This is a genomic window from Azonexus sp., from assembly GCF_047638095.1.
Lineage (GTDB): Bacteria > Pseudomonadota > Gammaproteobacteria > Burkholderiales > Rhodocyclaceae > Azonexus.
Genome location: NZ_JBLJBW010000007.1, coordinates 14023 through 30803 on the forward strand (window position 1 = coordinate 14023; position 16781 = coordinate 30803).

Consider the following 16781-nt stretch of genomic DNA (forward strand, 5'->3'; position numbering starts at 1 on the left):
ACCCATCGAGCGGACTGGATTGATGAATCTGGCTGGGGCAAAAATAAAAAGGGATGCTAAATGGCATCCCCTTTTGTAAATCTGGAAAGCTCATTCGAGCATGTTTTTACAGCTTACGATTGTCTCCCAACGGGTTACATCCGCCCACGGTGTTGCCCGCGCAGGGGCGGGAGTTTTCGCGATTGATCAGCCAGCTGCCGTTGTGCTTGATCATTTCCAGGGTTTTGAAGACGCGATCGTTATAAAGATTTGAGCGATAGGTTTGTTCAAACTCAACAATCGCTCGTTCATCACTTTGTATTTTGACTTGCAAGGCGGCGATATCGATGGAAATTGATTCGCGCGGCATGATGCGGTTACGGCGCAGTCGGTCCCAGTCTTCACGGGATAAACCGCCGTCCGGCGTGAAGGTGGGGGCGTAGAACGCGGTGTAAGCGGCATAGTTTTTTGCCGCCCAGGCCTGTGCCCAGCCGCGCACCTGGGTTTCGATGTCGCCGTTGGCAGCGGGCTGCGGCGCGGCCACTGGCACTGCGCGGGCAGCAGTTAGCATATCGCGCGCCTTGGCATCGAGCGCATCACGTGTCGTTGCGTGTTGGCTGACGGCTTCGGCGGGACACAGTGCGGATGTATCTGCTGTGGCGATTTCTTCGTTGGCCGGAGTGTGGGTTTCGAGTTTTTGCAAACCAAGAAACTCGAGCAAGGAACCCATGCCGGCGTAGGTGCGCAGATAGGCGAGCGTCAGGTCGCTTTCCGCGTTGACTGCCGAGCGGCGCGCCGAGAGTAATTCGTTTTCTGTATCGAGCAAATCGAGCAAGGTACGTTGGCCGACGTTGAACTGGTCGCGATAGGCATCCCGCGTTTTTTCCAGCAAAGCGACTTGCGTGTTCAGGTGGCCGGATTGTTCCTGCAGGCGCTGAATGTCGTTGTAGGCGATGAGCAAGGTCTGACGGGTGTCGCGGCAGGCTTTTTCGCGCATTTCGACGGCCATGTGTTTGCGCTCCATGAATTGGCGCTCACGGGCGCGGTCAGCGCCACCGTTGAATAAATTCCAGCTGAATACCACTTCAGCGACCTGGTAATCACGGTCGCCTTTGACGCCTTGATAATTCGAATTGCTGTCCGTACGTGCGCGCAGATCGACGCGGGGTGAGTAGGCTGCACGTTTATTGTCGATCTCATGTTGGGCGGCCTCGATATTTTCGATGGCAGCATGCAAAGTGGGGTTGCTGCGGTACAAAACATCGAGCGCCGCTTTGGGTGTGGCCGGAAAAGCACTGTTTACCGAACCTGGAGTCAGAATTTGCTCGGGGGGCAGGGTGCCTGTAAGACGTTGAAAGCGCGCCGAAACGTCGTGCAGATTGGCGGTTTCAGTGGTCAGATTGACTTCAGCCAGTGCCAGACGGCTACCGGCTTGCTCGAGATCGACGCGACGTCCCACCCCGGATGCCGTACGCACTTTCAGCTGTTCATAGGTCGCCTTGTGACGTACGTAGTTGTCTTTGGCAAGCTCAAGCAAACTGCGGTAACGCAATACGTCGAGATAAGCCCGACTGGCTTCCAGGGCGATATTTTCAGAGGCTTCAAGGAGTTCGTAATAACGTACCAGACGGGCCTTGTCGAGTTTGCGCACTTCGCTGCGCGTGGCAAAACCATCGAACAACATCTGGTTCAAAGACAAGGTATAGCCGCGCCGAGAGTAATCTTCCTTGGCGTTCGTCGGTGCCGCTTTCAGGCTTTCGCGGCCGGTGCTGGCGGTTAAATCAACGCGCGGCAGATAGCCGCCGCGTGCTACGCCGATTTCCTCGTCAGCCGCTTTATAGTTGCGCCATTTGCTCGTTACTTCCGGGTTGTTCAGCACGGCGTTTTGCGCTATTTCACGCAAGCTGTTCTGGGCTTGCGCCGGAGTGTTTTCACTGGCGTTTGCGGCAACAATGAACAAACTGCTGACAAGAAAAGAGAGCGTCGTTTTTTTCATTCCATATTTCCCTGTGATATTGATTTAGTCGACCAGCAACCGGCCTTGCTGAAGTAGGTTCTGAATGATCTGGCTGTTATTGGCAAATTGCCCGTTTTCGCTGAAATCTACCCCTTCAATGATGATTTGCTGGGTAAACGCCTGGCCGTTGCCCAAAGGGTTGATGTGCAAGGTGGTGCCGCTGGCGCTGGTTTCAAAATGCAGGTATTGCGTCAAATTGCCCGGAGCGGCAGCATCGTGATATTCGCCTTGCAGCAAATCACGCAAATCGATGATGTCACCGCCTGCGCCCACCGGACTGTGCAAATCAAAATCCATGATGCGATCCTGCGCTGGAGCATCAACGCGCCCTTGGTCGCCAAATTCCCAACGAAAAACGTCGCTGCCCGCGCCGCCCCAAAGGAGGTCGTTTCCTTGGCCGCCGATCAATAAATCGTTGCCCGCGTCGCCGTGTAATTGGTCTTCGCCCATACCGCCGCGCAAAAGATCCTTGCCGTCGCTGCCGGTCAGCACATCATCGCCGGCATAGCCGTAGAGGCGGCTGTCTGTTGCGGTGGCGGTCAGCGTTTCGTTTTGCGCGCTGCCTTCGACGATGTGATCGTTGTGCTTAGGCGTACTGAGTAAACCAACTTCAGCCAGAGAACCGAGGGTACTGGTGCTGCTCAGCCCCGCGCTATCGGTAACGGTGATGCTGGTGGCGCTGAGCACGCTGACATCAAGGAGCGATTGCTCATAATGCACCGTGCCTAAAAGTTCGTTCAGCGCCAGATTATCGATATGTCCGCCGTCTTTGGCATGAATGCTCAAGGTCGAGCTGGGTAGAATCAATCCGAGCAGCCCGGGGTGATTCACGATAGTCAGTTCCAGCCCAAGTTCATCAGCGAGTTGGTGCGAGGCTTGCAGGTGATACGGGCCAAGATTGACGAGCGAACGGTAAGAAATTTCTACCGTGCTGATGTTGTTGTTGGCATCAAAAGCGGTAAATCGGGTGCGTGTTCCCAAGTCGATCAGATCGAGTGCATCCAACCCAATGATGCCCAGGAGGTTGTTGCCGCTTTCGATGCCGCTGACCGGCGCAACATTGACGCTGTCTGGCGTTCCGGTACCGACGAACTGTAGGCTGCCATTGGCTTGGTCGCCATCGTTATCGACCAGGGTAAATTCCACTTGGGTCGTGTTGCCGCGCGGCGGCACAGTGGCTGCTTGATAGTGGTAACTGCCATCGCACAGACCGATTTGCAAGGTTTCGCCCGCTGTGGTCTGTATCGTCAAGACACGGGCAACAGGGTCGAATTGGTAATGGCTCACCGTAAGCGACGTGCCGCTAATGGCCAGCGTATTGGCTTGGGCATCGTAGTTGAACAGATAACCGCCAATGGCCAGCGAGGCAACATGTCCACCGTCAGCGCCAAAGCCGCCCAAGGTGCCATTAAATGAGCTCGGACCGTTGACGGTGGTGGCAAAAACACAGGCCATTTCATTGAAATCGCCGATCCAGTAGGCATTGAGCTCAGTATTCGTCTGGCCGTCCCAAGCAATCGGATTGAGTTGGTTGGGGATGATGATGGAGTGCGGGCCGACACCGACGGCATGCGATGTCATGGCATTGGCTTTAAGAAAGTCCTGCCAAATGCAGGCTTCGTCGCGGTCTATGCCATCCCCCAGGAAGGGGTCGAACTGCCCGGCGAAGTTAAAGGGATGCCCGGTGTTATCGGTCGTCGGCTCGCCGTCAGAGAAAAAATAAGATACGTTTTGCCCGCCGCTGAGCCGCCCATCGTCGCCAAAAGCCTGCTGTGCCGTGGCCAGTGCTGCGTCGTAATTTGAGGCTTCTCCGGTGGCTTCCAGGCTGGCGATGAGTTGACGCGCCTCGTCGATGCTCACCCAGCGGTCCCCCAATGCCTCTCCCGCATTGCCAAAGACCACCAGACGCACCTTGACATCCCCTAAGGCATCGTAGCGATCAAGTAAATCATTGATTGCAATTTTTGCCAGATCGAGGCGGGTCAATTCCTCACCAGCCAGATTTTTGACGCCCGTGCATTGGCGCATGCTGGAAGACAGGTCGAGCATGAGCATCAAGTTGGTGTCGATGCCGTCACCCGTGCCGACGTGGATGATCTGATCCTTGGCCAGCGGCGCATCGTCTTCGATCTGCACGATCAATTTGGCTTCGCTTTGCTGGCTACCATCGTTGGCCCGAATCGTGAAATTCAGGGTTTCGATATTTTCACCCTGGGCGTCTGCATGGTCGATCGGGCGCAGCAGCTTGATCTGGTAATTGCCTTGAGCGTCGATGCTGGCGCAAATGACCTCGGGGCCGAGGGGGCCAGCGCGCCCAAGCAGCGGAGAATCTTCCGTTCCTGCGCCTGACCAGACGATTTTGACGCCGCCACTGCAAAGTGTTTGTTCTGGCGCTAAAAGGCACAGGCTCACGCTGCTGCTGACGCTGGAAATTCCGAGATTACCGCTGGCGGTAGACGCGTCGGTGGTGTCTTGCGGGTTGCCGTCACGATCAGCAATGCCATAAGGCAAACCTTCTTCCGAAACGCTGACGGTGACATCATTGATGATCAATCCACCCCAGAACAGGGCCTGCGCTTCGCCGCGCGGCGTCGTGTTGCCGGCGGGGTCGCGAATTTCTGCTTCAACGACGATCGTGCTGCCTGCTGCCTGGGGGGGGAACTGTGCGCTCACAAAACCAGCTTGTTTGTCGCTTGCGCTAAGCGTAATTTCCCTGCTTTGTGTGCCGGAGGTGATTGTGACAATGTCGCCGACATTCACCTTGTCGCTTACGAAGGTGATGCGCACATCGACATCTCCCATAAGCTCTTTGTCGCTGATGATGCCGTCGCCGTTCGTATCTTCAGTAATGACCACACCGGGTGCCGCACCGCCGTTGGGGGGTGTGGTGTCGATGATGGCGCTGGCCTGTCCGGGTTTTCCGAGGTTGCCGGCGGTGTCTCGGATTTGTGCGCTGATCTCGATTGTTTGGCCTTCGCCCGGGGAGTCGAACGCCAGATTTATGCTGCCGCGGATGACGTCAGCTTGGTCTAGCACAATGGGAGCCAGGGTTTGGCCGTTGGCCGTGATGAGCAACTGGTCGCCGGCGCGGACGGTGGCTGGAAGGGTGATGCTGGTGTCGATTTTTCCGTGTAACTCAGCGGCGTTGATATAGCCGTCGCCGTTGCTGTCCTCAAGAATGAAGACTTTGGGCGCGCCGGGTTCGCCCAGCATCAGGCGGGCGCTGTCTTCGACGGGGCCGGCGGTGTTGCCGGCGACATCGCGGATGCTGGCGGTGGCGACAAAGGTGGTGTCATCGCTCGTGGGGTTGAATTTGACATCGATATACCCTGCGGCGAGATTGGCCTGGGTCAGGGTAAATATTTGATTGACGTTGCCGCTGCCGGAAACCGTCAGGGAATCTCCCACGGCGGCTCCTGCTGGCAGGGTGACGCGCACGTCGATATCGTTGTCGCGCAATTCTGCCCGGTTGATGAAGCCGTCGTTATTGCGGTCTTCGGTAATACTTACGGCGAGGCCGGTGAATTCGCTGATGTCGATCATGGCCGAGGCTGAACCGGTCGGGCTGGTATTACCGGCCGGGTCGCGCACGAAGGCGGTGACGGTGAGGGTTTGCCCCTGTCCGGGGCTGGTGATGTCGTTGAGTTCCAGGTGGCCGCGCTGAATGTCTTGCGTGCTCAGCAAAACCGGCGGGCGAGCTTGGCCGTTTACGCTGATGTGCAGCCAGTCGCCAGCGCGTGCGGCGCTGGGCAGATCGATACGCGTGTCGATATTGCCGTGTAGTTCGGCGGCGTTGATGTAACCGTCGTGGTTGGCGTCTTCCAGAATAATGACCTGCGGTGCACCGATGGCACCGGTTTGCAGGATGGCGCTGTCGTGGGCTTCGTTGGAATGGTTGCCGGCGGGGTCACTGATCTGGGCGCGCACCTCGAGCCTGCTGCCGTTGGCGGGCGGGTCGAGTTCCAGCGTGATCTGGCGTGCATCGATGTCGGCCTGGGTCAGCTCGATGGTCATTGTGGGGTGGCCGCTCGCCCAAATGGTGAGGGCATCGCCGGCAATGGCTTCGGCTGGCAGGAGAAACTGCACATCGACCTTGCCTTGAAGCTCTGCCTGGTTGATGTAGCCGTCGTTATTGCTGTCTTCGGTGATGTTTACGATGAGGCCGTTTAAATCGCTGATATCGACCTTCGCGGCGGCATCTCCACGTTGTGAAGCATTGCCCAGCGGATCGATCAAATAAGCATCGACGTGCAGGACGCTGCCATGGGCGGGCAGCGGAAAGTCGGTTGTCACATAACCGTTGGCCTTGGCTTGGGCGTCGACCACGATGTCGCGCTGGATGCTGCCGTCAGAAACACGAACGATATCGCCGATATCCACGAGATCGCGATTGAATTCGACACGCACATCAGCCGCGCCCTGGGCTTCGGAGCGATTGATGAAACCGTCGTTATTGCTGTCTTCAGTAATCACCACCCTTGGTGCCGCACCGCCGTTGGGGGGTGTGGTGTCCACGGGGGGTGGGGGTTCTACGGGTGAAGGGGTGTTTTCGTTGCGAACCAATAGGTTTTCTTCGCTCGCCACTAAGGCAGAGCGATCGCCCGTGCCATAGAGATAGTTGCCGGCCGGGCTGCCGATGGCTTCCTGGATGCGCTCAAACTGGACGAAACTATGTCCGCCTTCACTGTTCGCTTGCGCCTGTCCCGCGGCTGGCGCTTCTTCATCGAGCAAGGTGTCGAGCGAACGGCCATCTTTGAGCGCTTGGGTAAGTTTACGGAAATGCTCTTGCTCTATTTGCGCAAAATCTGCGCGGGGCAGATTTTCTGTGTTCTCGGTTTGCTCGAGCGTGGCGCTTTCGCTGCTTCCCAACTTGATTTCACGCCTGTCGTCGGTTTCCAGCACGATATTGGCTCGGGTTGCGGTGACAACGGTTTCTCCGGGAAATAGATCATCACCCAACTTGAGCGGGCGGCTAGTTCCTTGTTTGCTTATGGCGAAAGCTTTGCCGTTCAGAGAAACGACCTGGGCGATGGATTGGGGGTGTGACATGGCGGATCTCCTCGCAGCGAATTTTGGTAGCCCGTACATGGGCTGCTATGCACATTGACTTTCAAATTATACAGAAAAACAGAACTGTAAACGAGAAGGTTTTCATTTATCGCACTTTTCTGACGGTGGTGCATGTTGATTTTTTGATTTTTCGCTTAGGTTTGCTTGGTTTTCAATTTATTTGAAAAAAATGCATGATTTTCTTTTTTGATCCATGTACTATCAATTCCGTGATCAACGGCAAACCTGTGGTGACACAGGGACGCAAAGCCTCCGGTCTGGTTCGCCAGATAGCGGGGTTGCCTCAGCCAAGATCTCGGCCATCTGCCGGGACCGACTGCCCAAAGGGCGGCGAGTGTTCTCAGGATGGTCTTTCCAAATCGTTAGCAAAGGAAAGATCATGAACAAGCACAATTACGCACTGCACCCCATGTCAAATTTGCGCCATAGCCCCGCGCGGCGTGTGACGGTGGCTTCGAGCGGTTTGTGGCGCAAATTGATACCGACGCTCCTGCCCTATGTGGCAGTTGCTCTGATGACGACACAAATCGTGCCGCATTACGGTGAAACCGTTGCGCTCCTGTTTTCACAGATTACTGACGGTTTGTCGCTGGCCTTGGCGGGTGGGGCAATCTGATTTTTGCCCACTGCTGGCGCATAAAACGGAGGTATCATATTTGAACGAATAATGGGTTTCGGTGGATCGCCATGCCTCTCGAGTTTGACCTGCTCAATGAAGATAAAGCCTCGATCCTGGCGGTGGATGACACGCCGGCCATTCTTCAGTTACTTGAAATGGCGCTGGGCATCGATTACCAGATTGTTCCGGTGAGTTCCGGAGAAGAGGCGCTGGCGGTGTTTCGCCAACGGCGGTTTGATCTGGTCATGCTTGATTTGATGATGCCCGGCATGGACGGTTTCACGACCTTGAAAGCCCTGAAGGAAATGCCGTCTTTCGAAGGGACGCCGGTGATTTTTCTCACGGCCGTCGATGATCTGGCCAGCGAATGTAATGCGCTGGAACTGGGGGCGGACGATTACATTACCAAACCGTTCAAGCCGAATCTGGTGCGATTACGCATCGCCAACATTCTTCATCGGGTGCGTTTACAACGCCTATTGTCGCTGGCACTGGCCGGTGCCGACCAAGGTTTGTGGTCATGGAGCATGGCCGACGGGGTGCGGATCGCAGCCGCCTGGAGTCAGCCCTTGAGTAGCGATGGCGTAAATAAGACCCTGCATTTCAAAGAGTGGCAAGAGGTCTGCCACCCGGATGATGCGCGGCGCATGGGGGAGGTTTCTCGTGACTATCTGGCAGGCCACCGCGAAGCTTTCGAGGTCGATGCCCGCTTGCGTCGTGCCGCGGGAGATTGGGCCTGGTTCAATATCTACGGCAAGTTCAATAACGGCCCGATGATCATTGGCACGTATCGCAATGTCGATGCGCGCATGCAGGCGGAACTGCGCCTGCGCGAAAGTGAGGAGCGCTTGCGTCACGTCATGGATGCTACTGGCGAGGGAATCTGGGATTGGGCGGTGCAAGAACCGACGATTCGCCACAATGCGGCCTGGTGCCGTTTGTTTGGTTTGAGCGAAACGCCCGCCGAGCACACGTTGGCCGAAGTGGTAGCAATGATACACGCGGAGGATCGCCCCGGTTTTGAACATGTTTTACATGAGAGCTTGCACAATGATCAGCCGTTTTTCGCGGAATACCGTGTTCGCCACCAAGGCGGATGGGATGTTTGGGTGCAGGCGCGCGGCAAAGTGGTCGAACGCGCTGCCGATGGCAGTGCCCTGCGCATGGTAGGCACGGTGCAAGATATTTCCAGGAAAAAACAGATCGAGGAAGAATATCGTCGCCTGGCCTTGTTCGACACGCTGACCGATCTGCCCAATCGCCGCTTGTTGGTCGACCGTTTGGCGCAGGCAATCGAGCAGAACCAGCGCAATCAAACACTGGGCGCCGTGTTGTTTATCGACATGGATCGCTTCAAGGAACTCAACGATACGCTGGGGCACGATTATGGCGATTTGTTATTGATCGAAGTTGCGCGCCGTTTGCAGGCCGCCGTACGCAAGCTGGATACAGCGGCTCGCCTGGGCGGTGATGAATTCGTGGTCATGCTCGTGCAGCTCTCGCCGGATGCGCAAATTGCCTTGAAAGACGCCATGCTCATCGCCAATAAAGTATTACGCAGTCTGGGAGAAAACTATCAATTGGGCAGCCACAGCTATCGCAGCACGCCCAGTATCGGCTTGAGTCTGTTTTCTGGCAGCGCCGATGAAAATGTCGAGGGAATTCTCAAGCGCGCCGATGTTGCCATGTACGCGGCCAAGCGCGCCGGGCGCAATCGTATTTGTATCGAACCGCTCTCGGCGCAGACGGATTGATCATTTAATCGCCCACATACCCAATTTCCCTGTGCTGGCGGCCAGCTGCAGGCGGGCGGTCAGCCAGCCGGAAAGGGCTTCGATGCGCCGTTGCTCGGCGTTGGCCAGCGCACTTTGTGCACCGAGTAGCTCAAGAATGTTGCCCACCCCGGCCCGAAAGCGGCCTTCCGCCACTTCGTAAGAGCGTTGGGCGCTTTCATGCAAGGTTTGTGCGGCCTCGATGTGCGCTTTTTGGGTATTCAGGCCTTGGTAGTTTTTCCAGACCTCCAGCATGATTTGTTGCTCTGCTTTGTCCAGCTCGGCCTGTAACTGTTCGATCTGGCTGTTTGCTGCGCGCACCTTGTAGCTGCGGCCAAAACCCTCGAACAGCGGAATGCTCAGTTGCATGCCGACTACGTTGTCGCGAAAGCTGGCACCGGTTGCTGGATAGCCGGAGATGGGAATGTGTTTGTCCTGACGACGCTCCATCATTTCGGCAGAAAAACCGAGCACTGGACGCCCCTCGGCGCGCACCGCACGCAGCTTGGCTTGGGCGGCGTTCAATTCAGCGCGGGCAGCTTGCACCGCTGGGTGATGGGTGCTTGCCTGGGCCAACAAATCATCGATGTTCAAACCGATGTCGGTGGCTGGCAGGGTATGCGTTCTTTCTGGCAGACGTAAGCGGGTTTTGGGCGATAGCCCGAGGGCGATCGCCAGGCTGCCGGTCGCGTTCTCCAACTCCCCTTGGGCGCTGACACGTTTTAAACGGGCATCAGAAAGGGCGACGGCGGCCTGCAATTTGTCGGTTAGCGCGCCGGCCCCGGCGGCATGTTTGGCGGTGGTGGCGTCCAGATTTTTTGCTGCAGAACGCTCGGCTTCCTCGGTGGCATGCAGCACGGCATACGCGGTTTGCACGTCGAAATAACGCTGTGCAGTATTTAAAAGTGTGCGTTGAACGACCTGGTCGTGGCTGGCGTTGGCTGCTTCCAAAAGTGCGGCGGCTTGATCGAGATTGGCCTGGCGCAGACCGGCATCGGCAAGAGTCCAGCTGAGTTTTAAGCTGGCTGTGCGCGTGCGCGGCCGGGTCGTGGCATCTAGCGCATCGAAAGGTGGGTCGTAGGTGTTTTTGCTGGTTTGTGCAAGATAACCGGCCTGGGCGTTCACATTGGGCAAATAGGCCGCTTTGGCGACCCCGAGCTGGGCTGCCTGAACGCGCGCTTGCGCCCAAGCGGCACGGCTTTCCGGGCTTTGACATAAAGCCCGTTCGATGGCTTCGTGTAAAGCCAAGGGACCGCGTATTTCATTGAATTCGCAGAGCACGGGCGTGCCGTCATCGAGCAAGGGGAGGGCAGAAGAGGGTAAGCGCCGTTCGGTTAAAAACAGGTCGGGCGGCGCACCGGCGGCAGGATGGGCCAAGATTAAGGAGAGCAAAGCGGCTATTTGCGCCGCCGCTTGCCGCAGCGCCTGCTTTACCATGGTCCGCCTCGGGCGATGCGCTCAAAATCAAGCGCGTCGACGGGCAGATCGCGCAAGATTTTCCCTTCTTCAAGCACAATGACCCGTTCAGCACTGGCGATCGTTTCCGGGCGATGGGCAACGATGATGCGGGTGATGCGCAAAGCCTTGATGGCCGCATTGACGCGTTTTTCGCAAGAAATATCGAGGTGACTGGTGGCTTCGTCGAGAAATAAAATACCGGGACGTTTATAGAGTGCGCGCGCCAGCAAAACGCGTTGCTTTTGCCCGCCCGAGAGGGCTGTACCCATATCGCCGATGAGCGTGTTATACCCCATGGGCATAGCCATGATTTCTTCGTGTACAGCAGCAAGTTGCGCACATTCCTCGATGCGCGCAGTTTCTGTGTGCGGATCAAAAAAACTGATGTTATCGGCAATCGATCCGGCAAACAGCACGTCGTCCTGGAGCACTGTACCCACCATGGCGCGCAGGCGGTCGACGCCCACTTGGCTGACGCTTTTACCGCCAATCAAAACATCGCCTTCGTTGGGGGTTCGAATACCCAGCATGGTGCTGATCAAGGTTGATTTGCCGCAGCCCGAGGGGCCGATAATGGCAACGGATTCGCCCGCCTGCACCTGCAGATCGATGCCATCGAGCACCCAAGGTTCGCTGTCGGCATAGCGGTAGCGCAAGCCTTTGAGCTCGATCGAGGCCTGCTCGTTGCTTTGTTGCGCGGTGCTTGAAAACGCTTGCGCATGCTGTTCTTCCGGCAGGGCAAACACAATGTCTGCCAGGCGCTCGCCCTGTAATTGCAGCATTTTGATTTCTACCAATTTGTCGATCAAGGCGCTGACGCGGGAATCGAACTGGTCTTTGTAGGCGCTGAAAGCCATCAAGGCTCCGACCGTAAAATTTCCGTCGAGTATCAATTTGCTGCCCAGCCAAAGCACCAAAATACGTTCGACACCAAACAAAAGACCATTGGCCAGGCGATAGAAGATCTGTAATTTCTGGTTGCGTAAATCGGCGTTGATTTGATCGACGAGCAGGCTTAACCAGGTTGCGCGCCGCGTTTCTTGGCGCTGAAACAATTTAATGCTGCGCACACCGCGCACGGTTTCAAGAAAATGGCTGTTTTGTTTTGCCGCATGGATGATTTGTTCTTCGGTGGCGTTACGCAGCGGCCGATACCACAGGCCGCGGACAATACCGTACAGCACCATGGCCGCGACGGCGATCCAGGCCAGCGGTGGGCTGTAAATGAACATCACGACCAAGGTGACGATGGTCATGGCACCGTCGAGAATGCCTTCGACAAAGGCTGTGGTCAGTGTTTTTTGAATGATGTCGATCGAATTGAAGCGAGAAACGACATCGCCTAAATGACGTTTTTCAAAATACTCGACCGGCAGACGCAATAAATGGGTGAATACATTGGCGCGCCATTGAATATTCAGTGTTGTTGCCATATGCATGATGACCCAGGAGCGCACTGCCGCAATGCCCTGTTGCATCAACATCAGTAAGCCAAAACCCAGGGCGAGGGTGGTCAATAAATCACGGTCGCCGGAGACAATGACGTTGTCGATCACCCATTGCAGGAAAAACGGGCTGACCAGGGCGAAAATTTCAAGCGAGGCGGCTAATAGCAAAATCTGCCCGAGCGAATGATAAAGCCCGGTCACATGCCCCATTAATTGCCGTAATTTGACCCGTTGCTTTAGGGTAACAGGCTTGAATTCGGTGTTTGGCCACAACTCCAGGGCGACGCCGGTAAATTGCTCGGACACTTCATCCAGTTTTAACCTGCGCAGACCAAAAGCCGGATCGTGCAGGGTGACCGTCGTGCGATCGACTGCTTTCAGAACGACAAAATGATTGAAATTCCAATGCAAAATGCAGGGCAAGCGTAGTTGCGGCAGGTCTTCCAATTCCAGCTTGACCGGGCGTGTCGCCAGATTGAGAGACTGCGCCATATGCATTAATTGCCCCAGCGTGCTGCCTTTGATCGATACCAGAAACAGGCGGCGTAGTGTGGCCAGATCGGTGCGCAAACCGTGGTAGCCGGCAATCATGGCGATACAGGCGAGGCCGCACTCTGCGGCTTCCGTTTGGAGAATTTGCGGCAGTTTACGGCGCAAGCCGAAAGAAAGTGCGTCAAAAAAAGACATGGCTGGCCTGCGAAAGAGGAAATCGAATAACGCTCAGAGTTTGCCGGTCAGGCTGAACAGAGGCTCCAGCACCCATTCATAAAGGCGGCGAGTTTCTTGTAAAACGTCCGCATCGAGCAGCATGCCCGCCTGCAGTGGATGCTCTTCGCCGTAAGCCCGGATGGTTTGCGCTTCCAGGGCAACGGTAATCAGATAAAGCGCTTCTCGCGTCTGGTTCTCGAAGCCTGCAGGGAGCAACAGGGAAATTTCACCTGCCGGCAAGGCGGTTTTTGCCACCGAAATTACTTTTCCTTCGGCATGGCCAAATTTTTGATAAGGATAGGCCTGATAGCGCAGGCGCACCGCAGCCCCGGGTTTAACAAAACCCACGGCGCGGCTGGGGGCATAGAGCTGGGCTTCGAGCCGGGTATCCGCGGGTACGATGCTCAAGAGCGGGCGGCGAGCATCCGCCATTTGCCCTTGCTCACCGACGACGGCTGTTGCTACGCCGTCGATCGGCGCAGTAATCGCGATCATCCGCCGCCCTTCGCTTTCACTCAATTCTTGGCTGGTGCTGGAAATATATCTTTCGATCTGGGCCAGCTGATTTTGTTGTTTTAAGCGCAATGCGGCAAGGTTCTCCTGGCGTAGTGCCAATTCGCGGCGCAGGGCGATTTGTTCTCGCTCGGTGCTTTTCAAGCGCGCTTGCTGATCGAGCCATTCTTCGTGTTTTTGCTGCTGTTGCTCGTGCGAAATGTAGTCTTGTTCGAGCAGGCCTTGATAGCGGCGGCGGGTTTCTTCCGCCAGAGCAACGCGCATGCGCTGCCCTTCGAGGAGGCTATCAATTTTTTCCAGCTCTGCCTGCAAGGCCTGAATTTGCCGGCGCAAGCCATCCTGTTCTTCCTGTTGTAGGCGGTTAGTGCGCGCCAGTTCATCTTTCAAGGATTCTTGGCGCACACCGAGTTGCTCACTGATGCTGGCTTGCACTGCTTCAAGCGTACTGCTTTGCCGCTCGCTCGAGAGCATGAAAAGTATCTCACCGGCGCGTAAATGCTGCCCTTCGCCAACCCGTTTTTCTTGGATGATGCCGGCTTGCGGCGCATAGACACGCAACAGCCCGCCGTTGGGTACCAAATGCCCGGTGACACTGCTGCGTTTGGTATAGCTGCCAAAAGTAAACAGTAAAACGATAGACAAAGCGCAGAGCGCGGCGACGGCGCTCAATATCCTGTAACTCAAGGGGCGAACAAGCAAAATGTCGCCAAAGGATTTTGGTTTTTGGGCCTCGAGGGCGGCTTGTCTGAAGAGAGGCTGCGAGGCCATGCGGCAATGTCTGTGGTGGGTGATACAGCCCGTGATTTCTTAGGCGGGCGATGAATAGCCGGTGAAGATTCATTCCTTCCTTTGCGTGTCGCCGTTCAGCGCGCTCGTCCGGCGCTGTGCTGCAGAGGGGATGCAAAGGTTTTACGGTGAAGGAGAACGGAGCAGGAGGATGTCGATGCTCGGGGGGACTACCCCGTTCCCCTAAGCGCTTAGCGGCAGGAACTACCCAGCAAGCCGCCAAGCAGGCCACCCAGCAAACCGGTGACGGTGCCAACCAAGCCTTGAACCAGGCCAACCACCGGCGTCAGCAGGCCGCCAACAAGACCAAGCACCGGATTCAATACGCCACCAAGAAGACCACCCAGATCCAGGAGGCCACCAGAAACGGCTTCGATTTCGGTCTTGTTAAGCTCTTGAATTGCCATGTTGCTACTCCTATAGAGATTGAAAATACTGCGTTATGACTACTCCCTCTGAGGGCAGAGGCGTTTCAATTTCTTCGAAACAAGTAAGAATTTGTAAGCTTCTGAATGAAAATGAAACTGTAATCATCATAAACGAATAAATTGAAACTGTAAATTTCTCTGCATGAAATTTTCTCTGCCCTGGCTACCTGTCAGCGAACGACAATCTCTTGTCTGCTCAGGTCGAAATTTGTCAAAAATGCAAACGCGAGACCGTGCTCCGCTTTGCTACCGTACTCTTGGTATTTTATTTTTGCCTTGGCCCCTTACAATGTGCTCCGTTTGTGACCGGAAGAAACCGATGGCGATTGACTTTGATTACCCACTGGCAGAAGAAATTGCGCGTAACGTCGACGCGGCATTAATCGAGGACGTGGGCGCGGGGGATTTGACGGCGGCGCTGGTGCCGGCAGGATGTGTGGCGCGGGCGACGGTCGTGGCGCGTGAGGCAGGTGTCTTGTGCGGCCGGGACTGGTTCGATGCCTGCGTGCAGCGCTTGGATGCGCACGCCACGGTGGATTGGTCGGCGGCCGACGGTACGCGCATCGCGGCGGGGCAGGTCTTGTGTTCGCTGACAGGAGACGCACGGGCGTTATTGACGGCAGAGCGCAGCGCCCTGAATTTTCTGCAGCTTTTATCTGCTGTGGCAAGCAAAACCCGCATTTACGCAGATGCCCTGAGTGGCACGCGGGCGCAGGTGGTCGATACCCGGAAAACCCTGCCAGGTTTGCGTATTGCACAAAAATACGCGGTGCGCGCAGGCGGCGGCGGCAATCATCGGCTGGCCTTGTGGGATGCGATTTTGATCAAGGAAAACCATATTCACGCCGCCGGTGGCATTGCGGCGGCAGTGGCTGCGGCACGTTCGGTCGCTGGTGCGGCTGGCGGGCGCTGCAAATTCATTCAGGTAGAGGTGGAAAATCTGGCGGAGCTGGAAGAAGCTTTGGCGGCCGATGTACGCATGGTTTTGCTGGATAACTTCACGCTGGAAAATCTGCGCGCAGCGGTCACCTTGAACGCTGGGCGATCGGTGCTAGAGGCTTCCGGCAATGTGACCTTGGAGACCTTGCCGGCCATTGCGCAAACCGGAGTCGACCGGATTTCCGTCGGCGCGCTGACAAAAGACGTGAAAGCGCTGGATTTGTCGATGCGTTTTGTGGCGTAGTTTTTGTTGCGACCGACCGGCTGAAGGTGTTGAAAATTTGTTTTATCAAATAAAAAATGGAGACAAACTGACATGCAGCATTTGATCGACTGGAATCCGGCCTACAGCATCGGCATGGACGAAATCGACGATCAGCACCGGGTGTTGTTCGACATCATCAATCATCTTTGGGAGCACGTCATCAATCGCGAGCGGGGCGGCGGCGTGCTCGATACTCTCGATGAGCTGGAGCGTTATACGATCACGCATTTCACCGCCGAAGAAACCTTCATGCGCAGCCATGGCTACAGCGGTTTTGACGCGCACAAGCAGCAGCACGACCATTTCATCAATCGCGTGCGCAATGAACGTATTACGATCGAGGCAGGCGGCCCGGTGTCGCTGGATATGGTGAATTTTCTCAAAGATTGGCTGATCAATCATATTCTGGTGCAAGACAAAGCCTACGCCCGCGAATTTGAAAGCAAAAAACTGGGCGTTCTGGGTAGTTTCTTTGCTCGTTTATTGCGTGTTTGAGACGCCCGGAAAGCAGCTTGGACGCGGGAAGTGGGAAGCGAGAGGCAAATGAAAAAACGGCGAAAAAGCTTGCATTCCCCCCTTGCCTCCGTATAATGCGCGGCTCTGACAGCGCGCCCGTAGCTCAGTTGGATAGAGTACTTGGCTACGAACCAAGGGGTCGGGCGTTCGAATCGCTCCGGGCGCGCCATTCAGAAATAGTGTTGCACAGCGCGCCCGTAGCTCAGTTGGATAGAGTACTTGGCTACGAACCAAGGGGTCGGGCGTTCGAATCGCTCCGGGCG

At 56.1% G+C, this 16781-nt stretch carries 10 protein-coding genes, 2 tRNA genes and 1 riboswitch; of the genes, 6 read left to right on the forward strand and 6 right to left on the reverse strand.

The features are described 5' to 3' along the window. Nucleotides 1-106: 106 nt before the first annotated feature. Nucleotides 107-1975: a TolC family outer membrane protein gene (locus ACM62Q_RS02890; protein WP_415033477.1), complete on the reverse strand. Its 1869-nt coding sequence runs from the start codon at nucleotides 1973-1975 to the stop codon at nucleotides 107-109. A gap of 24 nt (nucleotides 1976-1999) precedes the next feature. Then, nucleotides 2000-7045: a retention module-containing protein gene (locus tag ACM62Q_RS02895; RefSeq protein ID WP_415033478.1), complete on the reverse strand. Its 5046-nt coding sequence runs from the start codon at nucleotides 7043-7045 to the stop codon at nucleotides 2000-2002. A 229-nt stretch (nucleotides 7046-7274) separates the two neighbouring features. After that, nucleotides 7275-7352: riboswitch (cyclic di-GMP riboswitch) on the forward strand. Between the two features lie 93 nt (nucleotides 7353-7445). Between ACM62Q_RS02895 and ACM62Q_RS02900 the strand changes: the two genes are divergently transcribed. Further along, a complete protein-coding gene (locus ACM62Q_RS02900) occupies nucleotides 7446-7682 on the forward strand; it encodes a hypothetical protein (protein ID WP_415033479.1) in 237 nt (78 codons plus the stop codon). Between the two features lie 71 nt (nucleotides 7683-7753). After that, nucleotides 7754-9439, forward strand: coding sequence for a diguanylate cyclase domain-containing protein (locus ACM62Q_RS02905; RefSeq protein ID WP_415033480.1), 1686 nt, complete (start codon nucleotides 7754-7756; stop codon nucleotides 9437-9439). On the opposite strand, the gene ACM62Q_RS02910 is transcribed toward ACM62Q_RS02905, so the two are convergent. The 4 genes from ACM62Q_RS02910 to ACM62Q_RS02925 all read right to left on the reverse strand — a co-directional run bounded on the left by ACM62Q_RS02910 (nucleotide 9440) and on the right by ACM62Q_RS02925 (nucleotide 14777). Beyond that, nucleotides 9440-10894: a TolC family protein gene (locus ACM62Q_RS02910; protein ID WP_415033481.1), complete on the reverse strand. Its 1455-nt coding sequence runs from the start codon at nucleotides 10892-10894 to the stop codon at nucleotides 9440-9442. It lies immediately after the preceding gene. Next, nucleotides 10888-13050, reverse strand: coding sequence for a peptidase domain-containing ABC transporter (locus ACM62Q_RS02915; protein ID WP_415033482.1), 2163 nt, complete (start codon nucleotides 13048-13050; stop codon nucleotides 10888-10890). Before ACM62Q_RS02915 ends, ACM62Q_RS02910 begins: the two co-directional genes overlap by 7 nt. Nucleotides 13051-13083: 33 nt before the next feature. Next, nucleotides 13084-14253: an HlyD family secretion protein gene (locus tag ACM62Q_RS02920; protein WP_415033483.1), complete on the reverse strand. Its 1170-nt coding sequence runs from the start codon at nucleotides 14251-14253 to the stop codon at nucleotides 13084-13086. 308 nt (nucleotides 14254-14561) lie between these two features. Continuing rightward, complete coding sequence (locus ACM62Q_RS02925; RefSeq protein WP_415033484.1) at nucleotides 14562-14777, reverse strand: hypothetical protein; 216 nt, start codon at nucleotides 14775-14777, stop codon at nucleotides 14562-14564. 340 nt (nucleotides 14778-15117) lie between these two features. Between ACM62Q_RS02925 and nadC the strand changes: the two genes are divergently transcribed. The 4 genes from nadC (at nucleotide 15118) to ACM62Q_RS02945 (ending at nucleotide 16781) form a co-directional block, all read left to right on the forward strand. Continuing rightward, complete coding sequence (gene nadC, locus ACM62Q_RS02930; RefSeq protein ID WP_415033485.1) at nucleotides 15118-15981, forward strand: carboxylating nicotinate-nucleotide diphosphorylase; 864 nt, start codon at nucleotides 15118-15120, stop codon at nucleotides 15979-15981. A 72-nt stretch (nucleotides 15982-16053) separates the two neighbouring features. Then, entirely contained in the window at nucleotides 16054-16497 is a 444-nt protein-coding gene (locus ACM62Q_RS02935; protein WP_415033486.1) for a bacteriohemerythrin, read from the forward strand. A 113-nt stretch (nucleotides 16498-16610) separates the two neighbouring features. Further along, nucleotides 16611-16687 (forward strand) — tRNA-Arg (locus ACM62Q_RS02940). Between the two features lie 22 nt (nucleotides 16688-16709). Beyond that, nucleotides 16710-16781: transfer RNA gene (locus ACM62Q_RS02945), tRNA-Arg, on the forward strand.

Bases quoted from the DNA above. Each gene is read 5' to 3' on its own strand.
- ACM62Q_RS02915 (WP_415033482.1), bottom strand. From the start codon at position 13,050: ATGTCTTTTTTTGACGCACTTTCTTTCGGCTTGCGCCGTAAACTGCCG.
- ACM62Q_RS02925 (WP_415033484.1), bottom strand. From the start codon at position 14,777: ATGGCAATTCAAGAGCTTAACAAGACCGAAATCGAAGCCGTTTCTGGT.
- ACM62Q_RS02900 (WP_415033479.1), top strand. From the start codon at position 7,446: ATGAACAAGCACAATTACGCACTGCACCCCATGTCAAATTTGCGCCAT.
- ACM62Q_RS02910 (WP_415033481.1), bottom strand. From the start codon at position 10,894: ATGGTAAAGCAGGCGCTGCGGCAAGCGGCGGCGCAAATAGCCGCTTTG.
- ACM62Q_RS02935 (WP_415033486.1), top strand. From the start codon at position 16,054: ATGCAGCATTTGATCGACTGGAATCCGGCCTACAGCATCGGCATGGAC.
- ACM62Q_RS02905 (WP_415033480.1), top strand. From the start codon at position 7,754: ATGCCTCTCGAGTTTGACCTGCTCAATGAAGATAAAGCCTCGATCCTG.
- ACM62Q_RS02895 (WP_415033478.1), bottom strand. From the start codon at position 7,045: ATGTCACACCCCCAATCCATCGCCCAGGTCGTTTCTCTGAACGGCAAA.
- nadC (WP_415033485.1), top strand. From the start codon at position 15,118: ATGGCGATTGACTTTGATTACCCACTGGCAGAAGAAATTGCGCGTAAC.
- ACM62Q_RS02890 (WP_415033477.1), bottom strand. From the start codon at position 1,975: ATGAAAAAAACGACGCTCTCTTTTCTTGTCAGCAGTTTGTTCATTGTT.